The sequence below is a fragment of the Nioella sp. genome (assembly GCF_965215655.1).
Taxonomy (GTDB): domain Bacteria; phylum Pseudomonadota; class Alphaproteobacteria; order Rhodobacterales; family Rhodobacteraceae; genus Nioella.
In genome coordinates, this window is record NZ_OZ244111.1 from 368,065 (window position 1) to 386,410 (window position 18,346).

Here is an 18,346-nt window from a genome sequence, read left to right on the forward strand (position 1 = left end):
CCGGGGTTTGTCAGGCGTGGATTGCGCCATCGCCGCAGGCCAGGGCCGCTTCGCGCACCGCTTCGGAATAGGTGGGATGCGCGTGGCAGGTCAGGGCCACGTCCTGCGCGGAGGCGCCGAATTCCATCGCAACGCAGATCTCGTGAATGAGGTCGCCCGCCGCAGGGCCGATGATGTGGCAGCCGAGGATGCGGTCGGTTTCCTTGTCGACGATCATCTTGACGAAGCCTTCGCCCTGGAACACGGCCTTGGCGCGGCCATTGCCCATGAAGGAGAATTCACCGACCTTGTAAGCGCGGCCCGAGGCCTTGACCTCTTCCTCGGTCTGGCCCACGGCGGCCACTTCCGGTGCGGTGTAGATCACGCCGGGAATGACGGAATAGTTTACATGGCCATGCTTGCCCGCGATCTGTTCGGCGACGGCCATGCCCTCGTCTTCGGCTTTGTGTGCCAGCATCGGGCCTTCGATGACGTCGCCGATGGCGTAGATGCCGGGGATGTTGGTGGCCCAGTGGGCGTCGGTGGCAATCTGGCCGCGTTCGGTCATCTTGACCCCCAGTGTGTCGAGGCCGAGCCCCTCGGTATAGGGGCGGCGGCCAGTGGCGACCAGCACCACGTCGGCATCGACCTGATGTTCGCTGTCATCCTTGCGCAGCTTGTAGTTGACCTTGGCCTTGGTTTTGAGCGTTTCCACCGACTGCACGGCCGCGCCCATGACGAAATTCAGCCCCTGCTTTTTCAGGATGCGCTGGAAGGTCTTGGCGACCTTGCCATCCATACCGGGGGTGATCTGGTCGAGGAACTCGATCACCGTGACCTCGGCGCCGAGCCGGGCATAGACCGAGCCCAGCTCCAGACCGATCACGCCCGCGCCGATCACCACCATCTTCTTGGGCGTCTTGGGCAGGGCCAGCGCGCCGGTGGAGGTGACGACGATTTTCTCGTCGACCTCGACGCCGGGCAGGGTGGAGGGCTCGGACCCGGAGGCAATCACGATGTTCTTTGCCTCGTGCACGTCGTCGCCGACCTTGACCTTGCCGGCCTCTGGGATTGTGGCCCATCCCTTGATCCAGTCGATCTTGTTCTTCTTGAACAGGAACTCGATGCCCTTGGTGTTCTGGCCGATCACGTCATCCTTGTAGGCCAGCATCTGCGGCCAGTCGACGGAAGGGCTTTTGCCCTTGAGGCCCATCTTGGTGAAGTTGTGCTCTGCCTCGTGCAGCATGTGGCTGGCATGGAGCAGCGCCTTGGAGGGGATGCAGCCGACGTTCAGGCAGGTGCCACCGAGCGCCTCGCGGCCCTCGACACAGGCGGTCTTGAGACCCAGTTGCGCGCAGCGGATGGCGGAAACGTAGCCGCCGGGGCCGCCGCCGATGATGATGACGTCATAGCTTGCCATTTTGGATCTCCTTGGTCGTCGTTCCGGGCATGTTTCATAGGGGTATGCGGGTGCGACTCCCCTTGCGTCAACCGCTAATGGAAAGTTGCCTCAAAAATTGGGGTGATTTTTTGCCTCCGTTTTTCGAGGGGTGCAGTTTTGTGATCACAAATGGGTCTGGCGGCTACTCGGCGGCGTCCAACTGGCCCGGCTCCAGCGGCGGGGCAGTCCATTCCGCGATTCTTTCAGGTGTCAGAATCCGGTCGCGACGTTCATGGAACCAGTGCAGGGCGGCCTGTTCCAGATGGTAGAGGATCAGGTCCTCGCGCAGTTCCTCCAATTCCTCCTTCACCTTCGGCAGCAGGCGGTGGATCGAGGCATCTTCCACCTCGTTGCGGTTGCAGCGCTGGTAGAAGATCGAGTCCTTGAAGTACTTCCCCAGCCCTTGCGTGTTCGCCGCGCCACGGTCGTTCTTCATCAGGAAGGTATCGTCGGAGCGGATCGCGTAGTGGTTGATCTGGGCATTGTCCCAGGTCAGTTCCGCCCGGTCCATCTTGCGGTGGCGTTCATGGGGCGGCTTGAAGAGCGAATCCGAGGTGATCTGCACCCCGCGCGTGTTGTGATTGCGCACTTTGGGCTGGGTCGGGTGTTTGGGCATGTGGATCGAGACGGCGGAGAACTTGCGGGCCTTGAACATGGCCTTGTGCAGGCAGGAGTTCCACGCCGGTTCCGCCTTGGCCATGGTGAAGTTTTCCGTCACCAGCCCGCCGGGCCATGTCTGGTGCCCGGAATTGCCGAAGAGCCGCCACGCGATGGCGATGCTTTCCGTGGGGGGCATGAGGTCGAGCAGGTCATCCACATGGCCATTTCCGCAGGTGACGTTCAGGAACTCGTCGCTGTCCACATGCAGGCACCATTCGGCCAGCACCAGATCATCCACATCCTCGCGGGCGATGCGGAGACTTTCCATCTGTGGGCGACCCGCGCCGCGCCAGTCGTTGCGCAGGTGGCGGACATAGCCCATCTGCTCCAGCCTATCGAGCATCAGGTCAGTGCCGTCTGTGCAGTTGTTGGTGACGATCACGGCCTTGTCGAAGCCGATCACGCGGTAATAGGCGATCCATTCCAGCAGGAACATGCCCTCGTTGCGCATGCAGGACAGAACCACCTTGTCCCTGTGACGGCTGGTCATGTGGCTTTCTCCTCGTCGACGGGAAGGGTCCATTCGGCGATGCGCTCAGGCGTCAAAACGCGGGCACGGCGATTGTCCCACCAGATGTTGGAGGCCTGTTCCAGCGTTGCCAGCAGGGGATCGGCGCGCAGGGCGTCAATTCGGTCCTGCAGCTCGGGCAGATGGCGCAGGATCGACGTATCTTCTCGCCGGTTGGTGTTGTAGCGGCGGTGAAAGGTGGAGTTGAGGTAACGCTTGGTGCCGCCCCGGTCGGCCCCGTCGCCGCGGTCGTTCTTCAGCAGGAATATGTCCTCGGACTTGATCGTATAGTGGTTAATGCAAGCCCCGTCCCAGGTGAGCTTCTCGCGGTCCATGCCCCGGTGGCGTTCATGGGCCATGGTATAAAGCGCGGTTGTGTCGATGGCCTCGCCCATGGCGTTGCACTGACTGGCATCGGGGCGCAGCGGGTGCTTGGGCATGTGCACGGTCATGGTCTGGAATTTCTTCGGCTGGAACAGGGCCTTGTGAAAGGCTGTGGACCAGAAGGGTTTCTTGTCGCAGCGGGTGAAGTTTTCCAGCACATTGCCGCCGGGCCAGGTCTTGTGGCCGCCATCGCCAAAGGGGCGCCAGGCGATGGCGCAGGCGTCGAAGCCCTGCACCACGTCGATCAGGTCATCGAGGCGGTGATCCCCGTGGAAGACGTTGAGAAATTCGTCGCTGTCCACATGCAGTAGCCAGTCGGCCTCGGCCACTTCGGGGACGTCTTCCTTGGCCATGCGCAGCCCGTGGATCTGCGGGCTGTCAGCCTCGTATCCCCGGTTGCGGATGTGTTTGACCTGTCCCAGTTCCTGCAACCGGTCCAGCATCATGTCGGTGCCATCGGCGCAATCATTGCTGATGACCACGATGTGATCGCCGCCCAGGAGGCGGTAATAGGCCACCCATTCGAGCAGGAAAATCCCCTCGTTCTTCATGCAGGACAGGACGGTGCGGGTTCCAAAGCGGCTGCTCATCGGCTTGGCCCTTCGTATGACTGCTCGTTCCAGCGCTCTGATGGCGCGTTTGGGCGGAGTATGCCGTGCCCAAGGGGAAAGGGCAAATGAAAGCGGTGGAGGCAGGGCGGGCAGGAAAAATCTTCTGGAAGATTTTTCGGGGTTTTCCTGAAGAATTTTCCGGAAAATTCTTCCTGTTCGCCCTAGATCAGCGCTGCGATGAGCATGACGACGGTTGCCCCAAGCCCCACGGACCAAAGAACCGAGCGCCACGGCACCCAGCCAAAGGCATAGGCGGGCACGTAAAGGATGCGTGCGGCAAGGTAGACCCAGGCGCAGGTGGTGGTGAGGGGGGAGGAGGCCTCGCCCAATGTCACGACGACAACGCCGATGGTGAAGAGGATCAGGCCCTCGAAATGGTTGGTCATGGCCCTGTGCAGGCGACCCGTGCGGAGGCTGACCTGATCCATCAGCGGTTTTTGCAGGCGGTCGGGGTCGCGGGGGGACAGGGTCTTGCCAGTGCCAAGCTCCAGATTCGCGGGGATCGCCATGAGGGCGATCTGAACGACCTGCCAGAGCGCGGCGAGGGCAAGGACGGTGAGTTCGGGGGTCATAGAGAAGACCTTTCAATGAAAACGGGCAGGGAAATCCCTGCCCGTGACAATTAGTTTGGCGTGAACGCGCGTCACCCTGCGAACTAGAGATCCATCAGCAGCCGCCGCGGATCCTCCAGCGCTTCCTTGACGCGTACGAGGAAGGTCACTGCGCCTTTGCCGTCGACGATGCGGTGATCGTAGGAAAGCGCTAGGTACATCATCGGACGGATCTTGATTTCGCCGTTGATGACCATGGGCCGGTCCTGGATCTTGTGCATGCCGAGGATGCCCGACTGCGGGGGGTTCAGGATGGGCGAGGACATGAGCGAGCCATAGACGCCGCCGTTCGAGATGGTGAAGGTGCCGCCCTGCATTTCCGCCATGGAGAGCTTGCCGTCGCGGGCGCGGCGGCCTTTTTCGGCGATGGCCTTCTCGATATCGGCAAAGCTCATCTGATCGGCGTCGCGGATCACCGGAACCACCAGACCCTGCGGGGTGCCGGCGGCGACGCCCATATGAACGAAGTTCTTATAGACGATGTCGGTGCCGTCGATCTCTGCGTTGACCTCGGGCACCTCTTTCAGCGCATGGCAGCAGGCCTTGGTGAAGAAGGACATGAAGCCAAGACGGACGCCGTGCTTCTTCTCGAACTGGTCCTTGTACTGGTTGCGCAGGGCCATGACCTCGGTCATGTCCACCTCGTTATAGGTGGTCAGGATCGCAGCGGTGTTCTGTGCATCCTTCAGGCGGCGGGCGATGGTCTGGCGCAGGCGGGTCATCTTGACCCGCTCCTCGCGCGCGGCGTCATCGGCGCTGACCGGGGCGCGCGGCGCGGTGGCAGGGGCCGGAGCCGGGGCGGGCGTGGGGGCCGCCGCGGGGGCGGAGCCGGCTTTCATCACGTCTTCCTTCATGATGCGCCCGTCGCGTCCGGTGCCCTGCACCTGATCGGGGGAAAGACCTTTTTCGGCCATCAGTTTTTCAGCGGACGGCGCATTCTTCACATCGGCGCTGGCAGCGGCGGGGGCTGCTGCCGGGGCGGCTGCGGGGGCCGGTGCCGCTGATGCGGCTGCGCCGCCGATCACCGCGAGCTTGGCCGAGGCGTTCACGGTCGAGCCTTCGGGCGCGACGATTTCAGACAGGACACCAGAGGCCGGGGCGGGCACCTCGACAGACACTTTGTCGGTTTCCAGCTCGCACAGCATTTCGTCCTGCGCGACGGTGTCGCCGACGGCCTTGAACCAGGTCGAGACGGTGGCCTCGGTCACGCTTTCTCCGAGTGTGGGGACCATGACGTCAACGGCATCGCCACCCGAGGCAGCGGGGGCTTCGGCGGGGTCAGCGGCCGCAGGGGCAGGGGCTGCGCCTTCCCCAGCCGACAGGGTGGCCAGCAGCGCGTCCACACCGACGGTTTCGCCCTCGGCGGCTACGATCTCGGCCAGTGTGCCTGCGGAGGGCGAGGGCACCTCGACCGTCACCTTGTCGGTTTCCAGTTCGCACAGCATTTCATCCACCGCTACGGTATCGCCGGGCTTCTTGAACCAGGTGGCGACCGTTGCTTCGGTCACACTTTCGCCCAGGGTGGGCACTCGGACTTCTACGGACATCTATCAGTTCCCCTCGATGGTGAGCGCGTCGTTCACGAGCGCGGCTTGCTGTGCTTTGTGCTGGCTGGCCAGGCCCGTGGCGGGCGAGGCAGAGGCGTTGCGGCCGGCATAGGATGGCCGCGTGTGTTTGGCGCCGATGCGGCTGAGGACCCATTCGATATTGGGTTCCACGAAGCTCCAGGCGCCCTGGTTCTTGGGCTCTTCCTGACACCAGACCATTTCGGCCTGCTTGAAGCGTTCCAGTTCCTTCATCAGGCTGAGGGCCGGGAAGGGATAGAACTGTTCCAGGCGCATCAGGTAGACGTCGTCCAAGCCACGGGCGTCGCGTTCTTCCAGCAGGTCGAAATAGACCTTGCCCGAACACATGACCACGCGCTTGATCTTGTCATCGGCCACCAGTTGCGTGTCGGAATTGCCGTATTGGGCGTCATCCCACAACACCCGGTGGAAACTCGACCCGGTGGTCATTTCCTCGGCCTTGGAGATCGCCAGCTTGTGACGCAAGAGCGATTTCGGCGTCATCAGAACCAGCGGCTTGCGGTAGTCGCGGTGGATCTGGCGGCGCAGGATGTGGAAATAGTTGGCCGGGGTCGTGCAGTTGGCGACGATCCAGTTATCCTCGGCGCACATTTGCAGGAAGCGTTCCAGACGGGCGGAGCTGTGTTCCGGCCCCTGACCTTCGAAGCCGTGGGGCAGCAGCATCACCAGACCCGACATCCGCAGCCACTTGCGTTCGCCCGAAGAAATGAACTGGTCGAACATGATTTGCGCGCCATTGGCGAAGTCGCCGAACTGGGCTTCCCACAGGACCAGCGCATTGGGTTCGGCGAGGCTGTAGCCGTATTCGAACCCGAGCACCGCGTATTCCGAGAGCATCGAGTCGATGACCTCGTAGTGCGCCTGCCCCTCACGGATGTGGTTCAGCGGGTAGTAGCGGTCTTCGGTGACCTGGTCGATCAGGCCCGAATGGCGCTGGCTGAACGTGCCACGGGTGGCATCCTGCCCGGCAAGACGCACCGGGTAGCCTTCGGTCAGCAGCGAGCCATAGGCCAGTGCCTCGGCGGTGGCCCAATCAAAGCCCTCGCCGCTCTCGAACATCTGCTTCTTGGTTTCCAGAAGGCGGCCCACGGTCTTGTGCAGGTTGAAGCCGTCCGGCGCGGTGGTCAGCGCACGGCCGATCTCTGCGAAGGTTTCGGGCGCGATGGCGGTTTCGCCGCGCTGATATTCCTCGCCCTTCTTGTCCAGATGCGACCAGCGCCCGTCCAGCCAGTCGGCCTTGTTGGGCTTGAATTCCTTACCGGCCTCGAACTCTTCGTTCAGGTAGGCCTGGAAGGCGGCCTTCATATCCTCGATCTCACCCTCGGGGATCAGCCCGTCCTTGACCAGCCGTTCGGTATAGAGCTGAAGCGTGGTCTTGTGGCCCTTGATCTTCTTGTACATGATCGGGTTGGTGAACATGGGCTCATCGCCCTCGTTGTGACCGAACCGGCGGTAGCAGAAGATATCCAGCACCACGTCCTTGCCGAATTTCTGGCGGAACTCGGTGGCGACCTTGGCGGCATGAACCACGGCTTCGGGGTCGTCGCCGTTCACGTGGAAGATCGGGGCTTCCACCATCAGCGCGATATCCGTGGGATAGGGGCTGGAGCGGCTGAAATGGGGCGCGGTGGTAAAGCCGATCTGGTTGTTGACCACGATATGCATGGTGCCACCGGTCTTGTGGCCCTTGAGACCGGAGAGGCCAAAGCCCTCGGCCACCACACCCTGACCGGCAAAGGCCGCGTCGCCATGCAGCAGCACCGGAAGAACCGAAGTGCGAGCATCGTCGTTTCTCTGGTCCTGCTTGGCGCGGACCTTGCCCAGAACCACAGGGTTCACCGCCTCCAGGTGAGAGGGGTTGGCGGTCAGGCTGAGGTGCACGGAATTGCCGTCGAACTCCCGGTCGCTGGAGGCACCGAGGTGGTATTTCACATCGCCGGAGCCATCCACATCCTCGGGCTTGAAGCTGCCGCCCTGGAACTCGTTGAAAATAGCGCGATAGGGCTTGCCCATCACGTTGGCCAGAACCGACAGGCGGCCCCGGTGGGGCATGCCGATGACGATCTCTTTCAGGCCCAACTGGCCGCCGCGCTTGATGATCTGTTCCATCGCGGGGATCAGGCTTTCGCCGCCATCAAGGCCGAAGCGCTTGGTGCCCATGTATTTCACATGCAGGAACTTCTCGAAGCCCTCGGCCTCGACCAGCTTGTTCAGGATCGCCTTGCGGCCCTCGCGGGTGAACGCGATTTCCTTGCCATAGCCCTCGATCCGTTCCTTCAGCCAGCCGGCCTCCTCGGGGTTCGAGATATGCATGTATTGCAGTGCGAAGGTGCCGCAATAGGTGCGCTTCACGATGTCGATGATCTGCCGCATCGACGCGACCTGAAGGCCCAGAACCTGGTCGATGAAGATCGGGCGATCCATGTCGGCCTCTGTGAAGCCGTAGGATTTCGGGTCCAGTTCCGGATGCGGGGTCGCGTCGCGCATGCCAAGCGGGTCGAGATCGGCTACCAGATGCCCCCGGATCCGGTAGGCGCGGATGATCATCAGCGCGCGGATGCTGTCCAGCACCGCCCGCTTGATGACTTCGTCCGTCACCTCGATACCCTTTTCCGCCGCCTTTTCGCGGATCTTCTTCTCGGCGCCCTTCGCCTCGGCCTGCACGGGCCATTCGCCGGTCAGCGCCCCGGTCAGATCGTCATTGGGGGCAGGCGGCCAGTCGGCGCGCGCCCAGGACGGGCCTGCGGCCTCGGCCTTCACATCGGGTTCGGCATCGCCAAGGGCGCGGAAGAACTCCTGCCACGCCGCATCGACCGCATTTGGATCGTTGGCATATTGGGCGTAGAGCTGTTCCAGATATTCCGCGTTATGGCCTTGCATGAAGCTGGAGGCCTGGAAGAGGTCGTTAGGGCTTTGGTCGGTCATTTTTTCACCTCTGTCGGGTTGGGACCGTTCGGATGGCCGGTTGAGGGCTTTAGGCAAGAGACAAGGCGCATCCAGTCATCTTCTCACCTGTCGTCAGGAAAGCGCGGGCAAGGATGCCTCCCCGCCCGCGCCATGTGTCATCCAATCGCCTTCAGCACAGCCTCACCAAGACCGGCGGGGCTTTCGGCCACGACGATACCGGCGGACTGCATGGCTTCGATCTTGTCCTCGGCGCCGCCCTTGCCACCGGCGACGATGGCACCGGCATGGCCCATGCGGCGGCCCGGAGGCGCGGTGCGGCCTGCGATGAAGCCTGCCGTCGGCTTCCAGCGACCGCGCTTCTTCTCGTCGGCCAGGAACTGTGCGGCTTCTTCCTCCGCCGAACCACCGATTTCACCGATCATGATGATCGACTCGGTTTCGTCATCGGCAAGGAACCATTCCAGCACGTCGATATGCTCGGTGCCCTTGATCGGGTCGCCGCCGATGCCGACGCAGGTGGACTGGCCCAGACCCACATCGGTGGTCTGCTTGACGGCCTCATAGGTCAGGGTGCCGGAACGGGACACGACACCGACGGACCCACGCTTGTGGATATGGCCGGGCATGATGCCGATCTTGCAGGCGTCAGGCGTAATGATGCCGGGGCAGTTCGGCCCGATGAGGCGCGATTTGGACCCTTCCAGCGCCCGCTTGACGCGCATCATGTCCAGAACCGGGATGCCTTCGGTGATGCAGACAATCAGTTCCATCTCGGCGTCGATGGCTTCCAGGATCGAGTCCGCTGCGAAGGGCGGCGGCACGTAGATGACGGAGGCATTGGCCTCGGTCACGTGCTTGGCTTCGTGAACGCTGTCGAATACGGGCAGGTCCAGATGGGTCATGCCGCCTTTACCCGGCGTCACGCCACCGACCATCTTGGTGCCATAGGCGATGGCCTGTTCAGAGTGGAAGGTGCCTTGCGAGCCGGTAAAGCCCTGACAGATCACCTTGGTGTTTTCATCTACGAGTACGGCCATTTTATTGTCCTGTCACTTGCGGGATTGCTGCGGCCGCGCCTGGCGCGGACCGGGGTGATTGGGGTGCAGAGGCGCCCGGAAACAGGCTGTCCGCTGCGGGAAAGACAAGCGCGCGAAGCGCTTCGTTGCTGTCGGCATTCATCGCCCTGACACGCGCCGCCTGTTCCTGGCTGAGGCGCAGGCGTTTGCTGCCGAAAAGGAAGGGCATGTTACGGCTGTAGAGGCGGCGCTGGGCGGGCAGAAGCCCCAGCCTGTTGACCAGCTTGCCGAACAGGCGGCTACCCCACAGCAGCAGGTGAAGCTGGTAGAGCGGCATGGAATCGTTCAGCTTCGGCGGCCGCGCGGTTCGGCTGGCATCGACCCCGATGGCGTGGGCGAAATCGTCGATCAGATCGCCGCCCGCGAAAGCCGCGCGGTCGAAGATCCGAACATCGACATTTTCCTCTCCCGCGATGCCGTGCCATTTTTTGATCAGCGCGTGGTAATCGTTGAACCCGAAGTTTTCGATATAGGCATCAAGGCTTTCCGTCGTGCCAGACCGGACCGCCTGCACATAGGCGCTCGCAACCCAATCGGTTTGCTCGCGGATATAGACCACATAGCGCACCTCATTGAAGCGAGCGGCAAACCAGTTATGCAGCTTCTCCATTTCAGGCACATTCTTCAGGCCTGCCCCGATATGTTCGGACGAGGTCACATAAGTGCCTTCTCCGGGCGGCGGAAAGGTGGCTTCGACACGGGTCAGGAACTGGTCCAGCCGTTCCTGAAGGTCAGCGCGGCTCCGGATTCGGTATGTTTGGGCCTGCCAGCCACCCGGAACGTAATTGGGGCGTTGCGAATGTGCAAAGATTGTCCAACCGACGGCGGTGGACAAGTGCGGGCCGCTATGCGGGCCCAAATTGTCATGCCAGACACCCTGATTGCGCAAAGCGTCCTGATTGATCTGCAGCCAGGCCTGAATCGTCGTCGATCCGGTCTTGTTCAAACCGATATGCACGATACAGCGGCGCGCTGGACCTGAGGAGGGGACAGTCACGTCAAGCACCCCTTCGTCAGGTGGCGGACGGCAAAAGCCGTTCCACACTCAGGAAAGTCTCGACACCATTCGGGCCGGGACGGGTGCCAACGTGAACAACCGCCACGCGGGCAGGGTTCAACTGACGTGCGCCGAGCAACGTGGTGCCGGGCGTGGCTGTATGCGTGCCGGGCAGCTCTGCTGCGGTGGTGATGCCCTCGGATGCCAGTGCCGCCAAGGCCGCCTCGGTAGCCCGGTCCGCGTGATCACCGTCGAAGGCGACTTCACAGCGCCGGTCCGTGCCGGTGGTTGCCGCGCGTCCGACAACTGGGGACGGGGGGACGGACAGGAACGGATCGAGGTCATAGTAATCGACCCGTGCCCCCGTCGGGTGCAACAGGTCTGCCACCCGATCCGCTGTCAGCCGAGGATCGAAGCAATGCGCGGCAAAGCCAGCGATGGCGCGGTCCGCGACCGCACCGTCAGCCTTGGCATCGGCGGCAGTACAGACCGCCACCAATGCCAAAGAGGCCGAAGCCCAGTTTATGCCGCGCAGGGCGATCACCCCTTGACCGCCGCCACGATCTTCTGCGCGCCGTCTTTCAGGTCATCCGCAGCGATCACGTTCAGGCCGGAGGTGTTGATGATCTCCTTGCCCTTTTCGACATTGGTGCCTTCCAGACGGACGACCAGCGGAACCTGAAGGCCCACTTCCTTCACCGCCGACACAACGCCCTCGGCGATGATGTCACAGCGCATGATGCCGCCGAAGATGTTCACCAGGATGCCTTTGACGTTCGGGTCGCTCGTGATGATCTTGAAGGCTTCGGTCACCTTTTCCTTGGTCGCACCGCCGCCCACGTCGAGGAAGTTGGCAGGTTCAGACCCGTAAAGCTTGATGATGTCCATCGTCGCCATGGCGAGGCCCGCGCCGTTCACCATGCAGCCGATTTCACCGTCGAGCGCGATGTAGTTCAGGTCGTACTTGGAGGCGGCGAGTTCCTTGGGGTCTTCCTCGGTCTCGTCGCGCAGTTCGGCGATGTCGCGGTGGCGGTAGATGGCGTTACCATCGAACCCGACCTTGGCGTCCAGCACCTTCAGATCACCCTTGTCGGTCACGATCAGCGGGTTGATCTCCAGCATCTCCATGTCCTTCTCGGTGAAGGCCTTGTAGAGCAGACCCATCAGCGCCACGCATTGTTTGACCTGCGGGCCCTTCAGCCCGAGCGAGAAGGCGATGCGACGGCCGTGAAAGGCCTGATACCCGGTTGCGGGATCAACAGAGAAGGACAGGATCTTTTCAGGGGTCGCGGCGGCGACCTCTTCGATGTCCATGCCGCCTTCGGTCGAGCAGACGAAGGAAATGCGGCTGGTCTGGCGATCCACCAGAAGGGCCAGGTACATCTCGGTCTCGATGCCGGAGCCGTCTTCGATATAGATCCGGTTGACCTGCTTGCCGGCGGGGCCGGTCTGGTGGGTCACCAGGGTGCGGCCCAGCATCCGCTTGGCTTCGTCAGCCGCTTCTTCCACCGATTTGGCCAGGCGCACGCCGCCCTTTTCGCCAGCATCGGCTTCCTTGAACGAGCCCTTGCCGCGCCCGCCTGCGTGGATCTGCGCCTTGACCACCCAAAGCGGGCCATCGAGTTCACCGGCTGCGGTTTTGGCGTCTTCAGCTCTCAGGACCACGCGGCCATCGCTGACCGGGGCGCCGTAATTGCGAAGCAGAGCCTTCGCCTGGTATTCATGAATGTTCATGAAACTGTCCCATGTTGCTACTTGGTCCCGTCCGTCTAAGCACAAGTCATGCGTGCAAAGAAACGCCATTTTGCCGTTTCAGCGGGCATTTGCCGAAAAAAGCTGGATTTGTGATCACAGTCGGAAATGCTGTGATCACAAATGGGAAGTCCCTTGTTCTCAAGGGGCTGACTGCGACGAATCACTGACTTCCTGGGATCGGTGGCAATCTGGATCGCTCAGGAAGACATCATGACGGGGGTAAAGCCTGCACTGTCATCCAATCTGACCGCGGACAGCAGCGGATGGCCCGCGCGTGTCTGACCACGGGCGCTGACATAGTCGAAACTGTCGTAGAAGCGGTCCGCGCCATGGTCCTTCAGCGTGACATCCGTCCAGTCCGCGAGGATCTGATCATAGGCATCCGCCAAGACGCTGTTGTCCGGGTCCAGGTTGGACAGCATCACAAGTCCCGTGGGTTTGCAGTCCAGCACGTCAATCTTCAGACCGGGGCGATACTGCTGAAGGATCGGCAGCAGTTTCCACACATCGCCGGTCCAGGCCGCGGCGGGGATATTGTCCAGATCGCGCGTGGTCATCTCGTGATCGAAAGGACAGCAATCATGCATCATGATCACCCCTTCCGGGAGCGACCGCTTTTCGGTCTCGATGACATCGCGCAGCAGGTACTCGAACAGGTGCATCCCGTCCAGAAAGCTCAGGCTCAGACGGATATCGAGCGCGTCCAGAAATCCGCTGGCAAAGAAGTCGTCGCTGGTCTGCTGAAAGATATGCAACGCGGGCTTGTCCCCGATCACATTGCGTTCCACCCGGAAGAACGGGTCAACCGCGATGGTTTTCGACCGCACCGACGCAAAGGAAGACCCGTCCCGACAGCCGATTTCCATGTACCAGTCCAAGAGCGTGGTTTCGTGCAGGTTCCTCAGGAAGCGGTGGTAATGCATGCCGGTGGCGGGTTTGAACATGCTGGCTTGGCCCCTACTGATCCCAAAACGAAAAAGGCAGCCCGAAGGCTGCCCTTTGCTTAACGTATCGGACGCGCTCAGGCGAGGCTTTCGTCGATGGCCTTGCAGGCGTCGACCAGACCTTTGACCGCATCGACCGATTTGGTGAACATGGCCTGTTCTTCCTTCGACAGTTTGATGTCCACGATCTTTTCGATACCGCCGGCGCCGATGATGGTGGGAACGCCCACATACATGCCATCGAGGCCGAACTCGCCATCGCAATAGGCTGCGCAGGGCAGCAGGCGTTTCTGGTCTTTCAGGTAGGCCTCTGCCATTTCGATGGCCGAGGTCGCAGGCGCGTAATAGGCCGATCCGGTTTTCAGCAGGCCGACGATTTCTGCGCCGCCGTCACGGGTGCGCTGTACGATGGCGTCCAGTTTCTCCTGCGTGGTCCAGCCCATGTCCACCAGGTCGGGCAGCGGGATGCCGCCAACGGTGGAGTAGCGGACCGAGGGCACCATCGTGTCGCCGTGGCCACCCAGAACGAAGGCGGTCACATCGCGCATGGAGACGTTGAATTCCACCGACAGGAAGTGGCGGAAACGGGCGGAGTCGAGCACCCCGGCCATGCCGACAACCTTGTTCGCGGGCAGGCCCGAGAACTGCTGCAGCGCCCAGACCATCGCGTCGAGCGGGTTGGTGATGCAGATCACGAAGGCGTCGGGGGCGTTGTCGCGGATGCCTTCGCCGACCGATTTCATGACCTTGAGGTTGATCCCCAGCAGGTCATCGCGGCTCATCCCCGGTTTGCGGGGCACGCCTGCGGTCACGATGATGACATCGGCACCGGCGATATCGGCATAGTCCGTGGTGCCGGACATGGCGGCATCGAACCCTTCCGAGGGGCCGGATTCCGCGATGTCGAGTGCCTTGCCCTGCGGCACGCCGTCGGCGATGTCGAACAGAACAACGTCACCGAGTTCCTTGATTGCTGCGAGATGGGCAAGGGTGCCACCGATCTGGCCTGCGCCGATAAGCGCAATCTTGGGTCTGGCCATGAGAATTCGTCTCCGAGCTCAGTTGAAGTTGCCAAGTGGCCTAGCCGCACTAGGGGAGTCGCGCAAGGGCCTTGCGGCGCGGCGGAAAGACCCATATTGCCGCGCTGCCGCATGCGATGTTGGTAACTCGCTGGAATCCGGGCGGAAATTCCTAGGTAATCAGCTGAAGAAATGTATGCAAATGTATGCCAGACACAAGAATCCAGACCGCCATCAATGCGAAACTGGAGAATTTCATAGGATCAGGTCGCCTCGCCGCGCGCGGATTGCGCCAGATCTTCCCATGAATTGCCCGAGGCTACGAGACAGGTCGTGCCGTCGGGCGCGGTGACAGTGATTGTCCACGTGCCGGTTTCGTCCGAGGCGAAGATTTCCACGATCCGACCGGCGGGCCCCATGCCCCAACTGCGGGCGGTTTCGCCGAAATAGCCGGTCAGGGTGCCGACGATCTGGTCGCGTTCGGCACAGATGGTCCGGGCGGCTTGCGCGTCTGCCAGGGCGGGCAGCACCAGCAGCGCGAGGGGTGCGATAAAGAGAGAAGCGAGGCGGGTCATCATGTCTGCCTTTCGTTGCGGGAACAGGGCAGAAATGCAGGGAAAGCGACGGTTCCGCCCGAAGCTCCCATTCAAAGATCGGGAAAGCCTGCCGTAGAAATCCGAAGATTCGGTTAATCGCCGCCGCTGCATCGCGAAAGAAAATTTCGCTACGTTGCGGCATAAAGCAACTTGCATTCGCAGCATTCTTTGTGTTTGGTGCCGCCGATCTTGCCCGAAAGGACGGTTTCCATGACCCAGACCGCACGCCCCTTCCGCTCTGTTCTCTATATCCCCGGCTCGAAAGAGCGGGCGCTGGAGAAGGCCAAGACCCTGCCGGTGGACGCGATCATCTTCGATCTGGAAGACGCGGTCGCGGTTGAAGAAAAGGCCAATGCCCGCGCCACGCTGGCCGCTGCGCTGGCCGCAGGTGGCTATGGCAACCGGATGCGGATTGTGCGGATCAACGGGCTCGATACCGGGTGGGGAGAGGCCGACGCAAAAGCCGCCGCCACCATGGACTGCGATGCGGTTCTGCTGCCCAAGGTGGAGAGCGCGGCGCAGGTGGATGCGCTGGCGGCGCTGGTGGGCAACAAACCGATCTGGGCGATGATGGAAACCCCGCGCGGCATGATCAATGCGCCCGAAATTGCCGCCCATCCGCAGATGCAGGGCTTCGTCATGGGCACAAATGATCTGGCGAAGGAAATGAACACCCGCTTCCGCGGCGACCGGTTGCCGATGATGGCGGGGCTCAGCCTCAGCCTTCTGGCCGCCAAGGCCGAAGGGATCGTGATCGTCGATGGGGTCTATAACGCCTTCAAGGATGACGAGGGGCTGCGCGCCGAATGCGATCAGGGCCGTGACATGGGCTTTGATGGCAAGACGCTGATCCATCCCGCGCAGGTCGATATTGCCAATGCCGCCTTCGCCCCGTCAGAGGCCGAGGTCGATCTTGCCCGCCGTCAGATCGCCGCCTTTGAGGAAGCCGAGGCCAGCGGGCAGGGGGTGGCTGTCGTCGATGGAAAGATCGTCGAGAACTTGCATGTCGCCACCGCCAAGGCCACCTTGGCCAAAGCGGAGGCCATCGCTGCGATGCAGGCGGGCTGACGCGACAACAGTCAGTCCGCAGGAGACGCGCCCATGTACCTCACCCTCATGATCCTCGGCATTGCCCTTTGGGCCGGTGCCCATCTGTTCAAACGCGCCGCCCCCGATGCCCGCGCCAACATGGGCGACAAGGGCAAAGGCCCGATTGCGCTGGCGCTGCTGGCGAGCATCGTGCTGATGGTGATCGGCTTTCGCGGCGCGGATGTGGGGCAGGTCTGGTATCCACCAGTCTGGGCGACGCATGTTAACAACCTGTTGGTTCTGATCGCTATCTTCATGATGAGTCCGGCGCCGCGAAAAGGCAAACTGCTCAACAACATGCGCCACCCGATGCTGACGGGTTTTGGCCTCTGGGCCGTTGCGCATCTGCTGGTGAATGGCGATCTGGCATCGGTCATCCTGTTCGGTGGCCTTCTGATCTGGGCCATCGTCGAGGTCATCGCCATCAACCGCGCCGAACCCAACTGGCACCCCACACAGATCGGAACCTACGCCAAGGACGGCATGTTCCTCGTGGCCTCGGTCATCCTGATGGGCGTGATCGGCTACATTCACTATTGGCTGGGATACTGGCCCTTCGGCTAGGCCCCGACAACGAGAGAGACACAGGCACATGGCCAAGACAAACCCCGGCAATTTCTTCGAGGACTACACGCTCGGCCAGCGGATAGAGCACGCCGTGCCGCGCACCGTGTCGGGGGGCGAGCGGGCGCTGTATCACGCCCTTTACCCGGCCCGGCACGCGCTCCATTCCTCCGATGAATTTGCACGGGCATGTGGTCTGCCGGCCTCGCCGCTGGATGATCTGGCCGCGTTTCACGTGGTCTTTGGCAAGACCGTGCCGGATGTGTCTCTCAACGCGGTGGCGAACCTGGGCTATGCGGAAGGCCGGTTCCGCAAGCCGGTCTATCCCGGAGACACGCTGCGGTCCGTTTCCGAAGTCATCGGGCTCAAGCAGAACTCCAATGGCAAGTCGGGCGTGGTCTATGTCCGCACGGAAGGTCTCAATCAGCGGGACGAGGTCGTGCTGGACTATGTCCGTTGGGTGATGGTCCGTAAGAACGATCTGGAGGCCCCCGCGCCGGACACAGTGATCCCCGATCTGGCCAAGGTCGTATCTGCCGACAGCCTTGGGATCCCCGAAGGACTGGATTTCACCGGGTATGACTTCACCCTCGCGGGTGAGCCGCATCGGTGGGGTGACTACGAGATCGGTGAAATCGTAGACCATGTGGATGGTGTCACCATCGAGGAAGCCGAGCACATGATCGCCACGCGCCTGTGGCAGAACACTGCGAAGGTGCACTTCGACGCCACGTTCCGCCCGGATGGGCAGCGGCTGATCTATGGCGGGCATGTCATCTCCATGGCGCGCGCGCTCAGCTTCAACGGGCTGGCCAATGCGCAGCTGATCGCGGGCATCAACGCGGGTGCCCATGCCAACCCCTGTTTCTCGGGCGACACCGTCAAGGCCTGGACGGAGGTGCTGGACAAGGCCGAGACCGCCGCGCCCGGCGTTGGTGCGCTGCGTTTGCGGCTGGTGGCGACCAAGGACGGCAAGGCGGGGGAACTGAAGGGTGAAGACGGGAAATACCTGCCCGGTGTGCTGCTCGATCTTGACTACTGGGTACTTGTTCCCGTCTGAGGTACAATCCCCCAATAAATCCCGACAAATCCTCTAAACCCCTTAAATGCGCGGGTTTTGCGCGGTTTGCGGCGTGACAATGCCCTATTTCTGACGTTAACTTTCGGTTAACCTGCCTAAAAGGACAGGTCTGAAAGGGATCTTCATGCATTCGCTGGCTATCGCGCTTTATTACCTCGCCTCACTGGGCACCATCTTCATGGCCGCGCGCTATCTTTTCGGCAGTCTGCCGACGCAATACCATCGGGAGATGGTCGAAAAAGCTGGTGGCGAGATGAGCGAGATCCTGGAGACGATCCTGCTGTCTCATGGCCGTGCGCTCGGGGCGGCGTTGCTGGCCTCTGGCGTGTCGATCTACCTGTTCGCGGATATGATCGAGGCGGATTCGAACTTCATCATCCGGCTGCGTCCGGTGCTGGTCGGCCTGATCATCGGCATGCCAATCACGGTCTACACGCGGCAGCTGGAAGAGAAGACCGGTGTGCAGACGCCTTGGCGAGTCTCTCTGGTTCTGCTGGCTGTTCTTATGGCTGGCTTCGGGCTTTCCTTTTTGTGATCA

At 62.0% G+C, this 18,346-nt stretch carries 17 protein-coding genes; 4 read left to right on the forward strand and 13 right to left on the reverse strand.

What is annotated here, in order from left to right:
- Positions 1 to 10: 10 nt before the first annotated feature.
- From lpdA to ACOOEX_RS01930, 13 genes are all read right to left on the reverse strand, one after another.
- Entirely contained in the window at positions 11 to 1,399 is a 1,389-nt protein-coding gene (gene lpdA / locus ACOOEX_RS01870) for a dihydrolipoyl dehydrogenase (protein WP_420396874.1), read from the reverse strand.
- A 163-nt stretch (positions 1,400 to 1,562) separates the two neighbouring features.
- Complete coding sequence (locus tag ACOOEX_RS01875) at positions 1,563 to 2,570, reverse strand: glycosyltransferase family 2 protein (protein WP_420396875.1); 1,008 nt, start codon at positions 2,568 to 2,570, stop codon at positions 1,563 to 1,565.
- On the reverse strand, positions 2,567 to 3,562 hold the full coding sequence (locus ACOOEX_RS01880) for a glycosyltransferase family 2 protein (RefSeq protein WP_420396876.1): 996 nt from the start codon (positions 3,560 to 3,562) through the stop codon (positions 2,567 to 2,569). Before ACOOEX_RS01880 ends, ACOOEX_RS01875 begins: the two co-directional genes overlap by 4 nt.
- A 182-nt stretch (positions 3,563 to 3,744) precedes the next feature.
- On the reverse strand, positions 3,745 to 4,155 hold the full coding sequence (locus ACOOEX_RS01885) for an MAPEG family protein (RefSeq protein WP_420396877.1): 411 nt from the start codon (positions 4,153 to 4,155) through the stop codon (positions 3,745 to 3,747).
- Between the two features lie 83 nt (positions 4,156 to 4,238).
- Positions 4,239 to 5,741 (reverse strand): 2-oxoglutarate dehydrogenase complex dihydrolipoyllysine-residue succinyltransferase, encoded by a 1,503-nt coding sequence (gene odhB / locus ACOOEX_RS01890; protein WP_420396878.1) that lies wholly within the window; start codon positions 5,739 to 5,741, stop codon positions 4,239 to 4,241.
- A 3-nt stretch (positions 5,742 to 5,744) separates the two neighbouring features.
- Entirely contained in the window at positions 5,745 to 8,705 is a 2,961-nt protein-coding gene (locus tag ACOOEX_RS01895; protein WP_420396879.1) for a 2-oxoglutarate dehydrogenase E1 component, read from the reverse strand.
- A 137-nt stretch (positions 8,706 to 8,842) separates the two neighbouring features.
- Positions 8,843 to 9,724, reverse strand: coding sequence for a succinate--CoA ligase subunit alpha (gene sucD / locus ACOOEX_RS01900; RefSeq protein WP_071690940.1), 882 nt, complete (start codon positions 9,722 to 9,724; stop codon positions 8,843 to 8,845).
- Between the two features lies 1 nt (position 9,725).
- The gene (locus tag ACOOEX_RS01905) at positions 9,726 to 10,760 is read right to left on the reverse strand and encodes a hypothetical protein (RefSeq protein ID WP_420396880.1); all 1,035 of its coding nucleotides are present in this window, start codon (positions 10,758 to 10,760) and stop codon (positions 9,726 to 9,728) included.
- Positions 10,761 to 10,776: 16 nt separating this feature from the next.
- A complete protein-coding gene (locus ACOOEX_RS01910) occupies positions 10,777 to 11,304 on the reverse strand; it encodes a succinyl-CoA synthetase subunit beta (RefSeq protein WP_420396881.1) in 528 nt (175 codons plus the stop codon).
- Positions 11,301 to 12,494, reverse strand: coding sequence for an ADP-forming succinate--CoA ligase subunit beta (gene sucC / locus ACOOEX_RS01915; RefSeq protein WP_306045717.1), 1,194 nt, complete (start codon positions 12,492 to 12,494; stop codon positions 11,301 to 11,303). Before sucC ends, ACOOEX_RS01910 begins: the two co-directional genes overlap by 4 nt.
- Positions 12,495 to 12,712: 218 nt before the next feature.
- A complete protein-coding gene (locus tag ACOOEX_RS01920; protein WP_420396882.1) occupies positions 12,713 to 13,459 on the reverse strand; it encodes a hypothetical protein in 747 nt (248 codons plus the stop codon).
- A 77-nt stretch (positions 13,460 to 13,536) separates the two neighbouring features.
- A complete protein-coding gene (mdh, locus tag ACOOEX_RS01925; protein WP_420396883.1) occupies positions 13,537 to 14,499 on the reverse strand; it encodes a malate dehydrogenase in 963 nt (320 codons plus the stop codon).
- A gap of 242 nt (positions 14,500 to 14,741) precedes the next feature.
- Positions 14,742 to 15,056, reverse strand: coding sequence for a hypothetical protein (locus ACOOEX_RS01930; RefSeq protein WP_420396884.1), 315 nt, complete (start codon positions 15,054 to 15,056; stop codon positions 14,742 to 14,744).
- Positions 15,057 to 15,284: 228 nt separating this feature from the next.
- Here ACOOEX_RS01930 and ACOOEX_RS01935 point away from each other — a divergent pair, with 228 nt between their 5' ends.
- The 4 genes from ACOOEX_RS01935 (at position 15,285) to ACOOEX_RS01950 (ending at position 18,343) form a co-directional block, all read left to right on the forward strand.
- On the forward strand, positions 15,285 to 16,142 hold the full coding sequence (locus ACOOEX_RS01935) for an HpcH/HpaI aldolase/citrate lyase family protein (RefSeq protein ID WP_420396885.1): 858 nt from the start codon (positions 15,285 to 15,287) through the stop codon (positions 16,140 to 16,142).
- Positions 16,143 to 16,175: 33 nt separating this feature from the next.
- Entirely contained in the window at positions 16,176 to 16,727 is a 552-nt protein-coding gene (locus ACOOEX_RS01940) for an NnrU family protein (RefSeq protein WP_420396886.1), read from the forward strand.
- A gap of 28 nt (positions 16,728 to 16,755) precedes the next feature.
- A complete protein-coding gene (locus ACOOEX_RS01945; RefSeq protein ID WP_420396887.1) occupies positions 16,756 to 17,787 on the forward strand; it encodes a MaoC family dehydratase in 1,032 nt (343 codons plus the stop codon).
- Between the two features lie 145 nt (positions 17,788 to 17,932).
- Positions 17,933 to 18,343 (forward strand): hypothetical protein, encoded by a 411-nt coding sequence (locus tag ACOOEX_RS01950; RefSeq protein ID WP_420396888.1) that lies wholly within the window; start codon positions 17,933 to 17,935, stop codon positions 18,341 to 18,343.
- Positions 18,344 to 18,346: the final 3 nt, after the last annotated feature.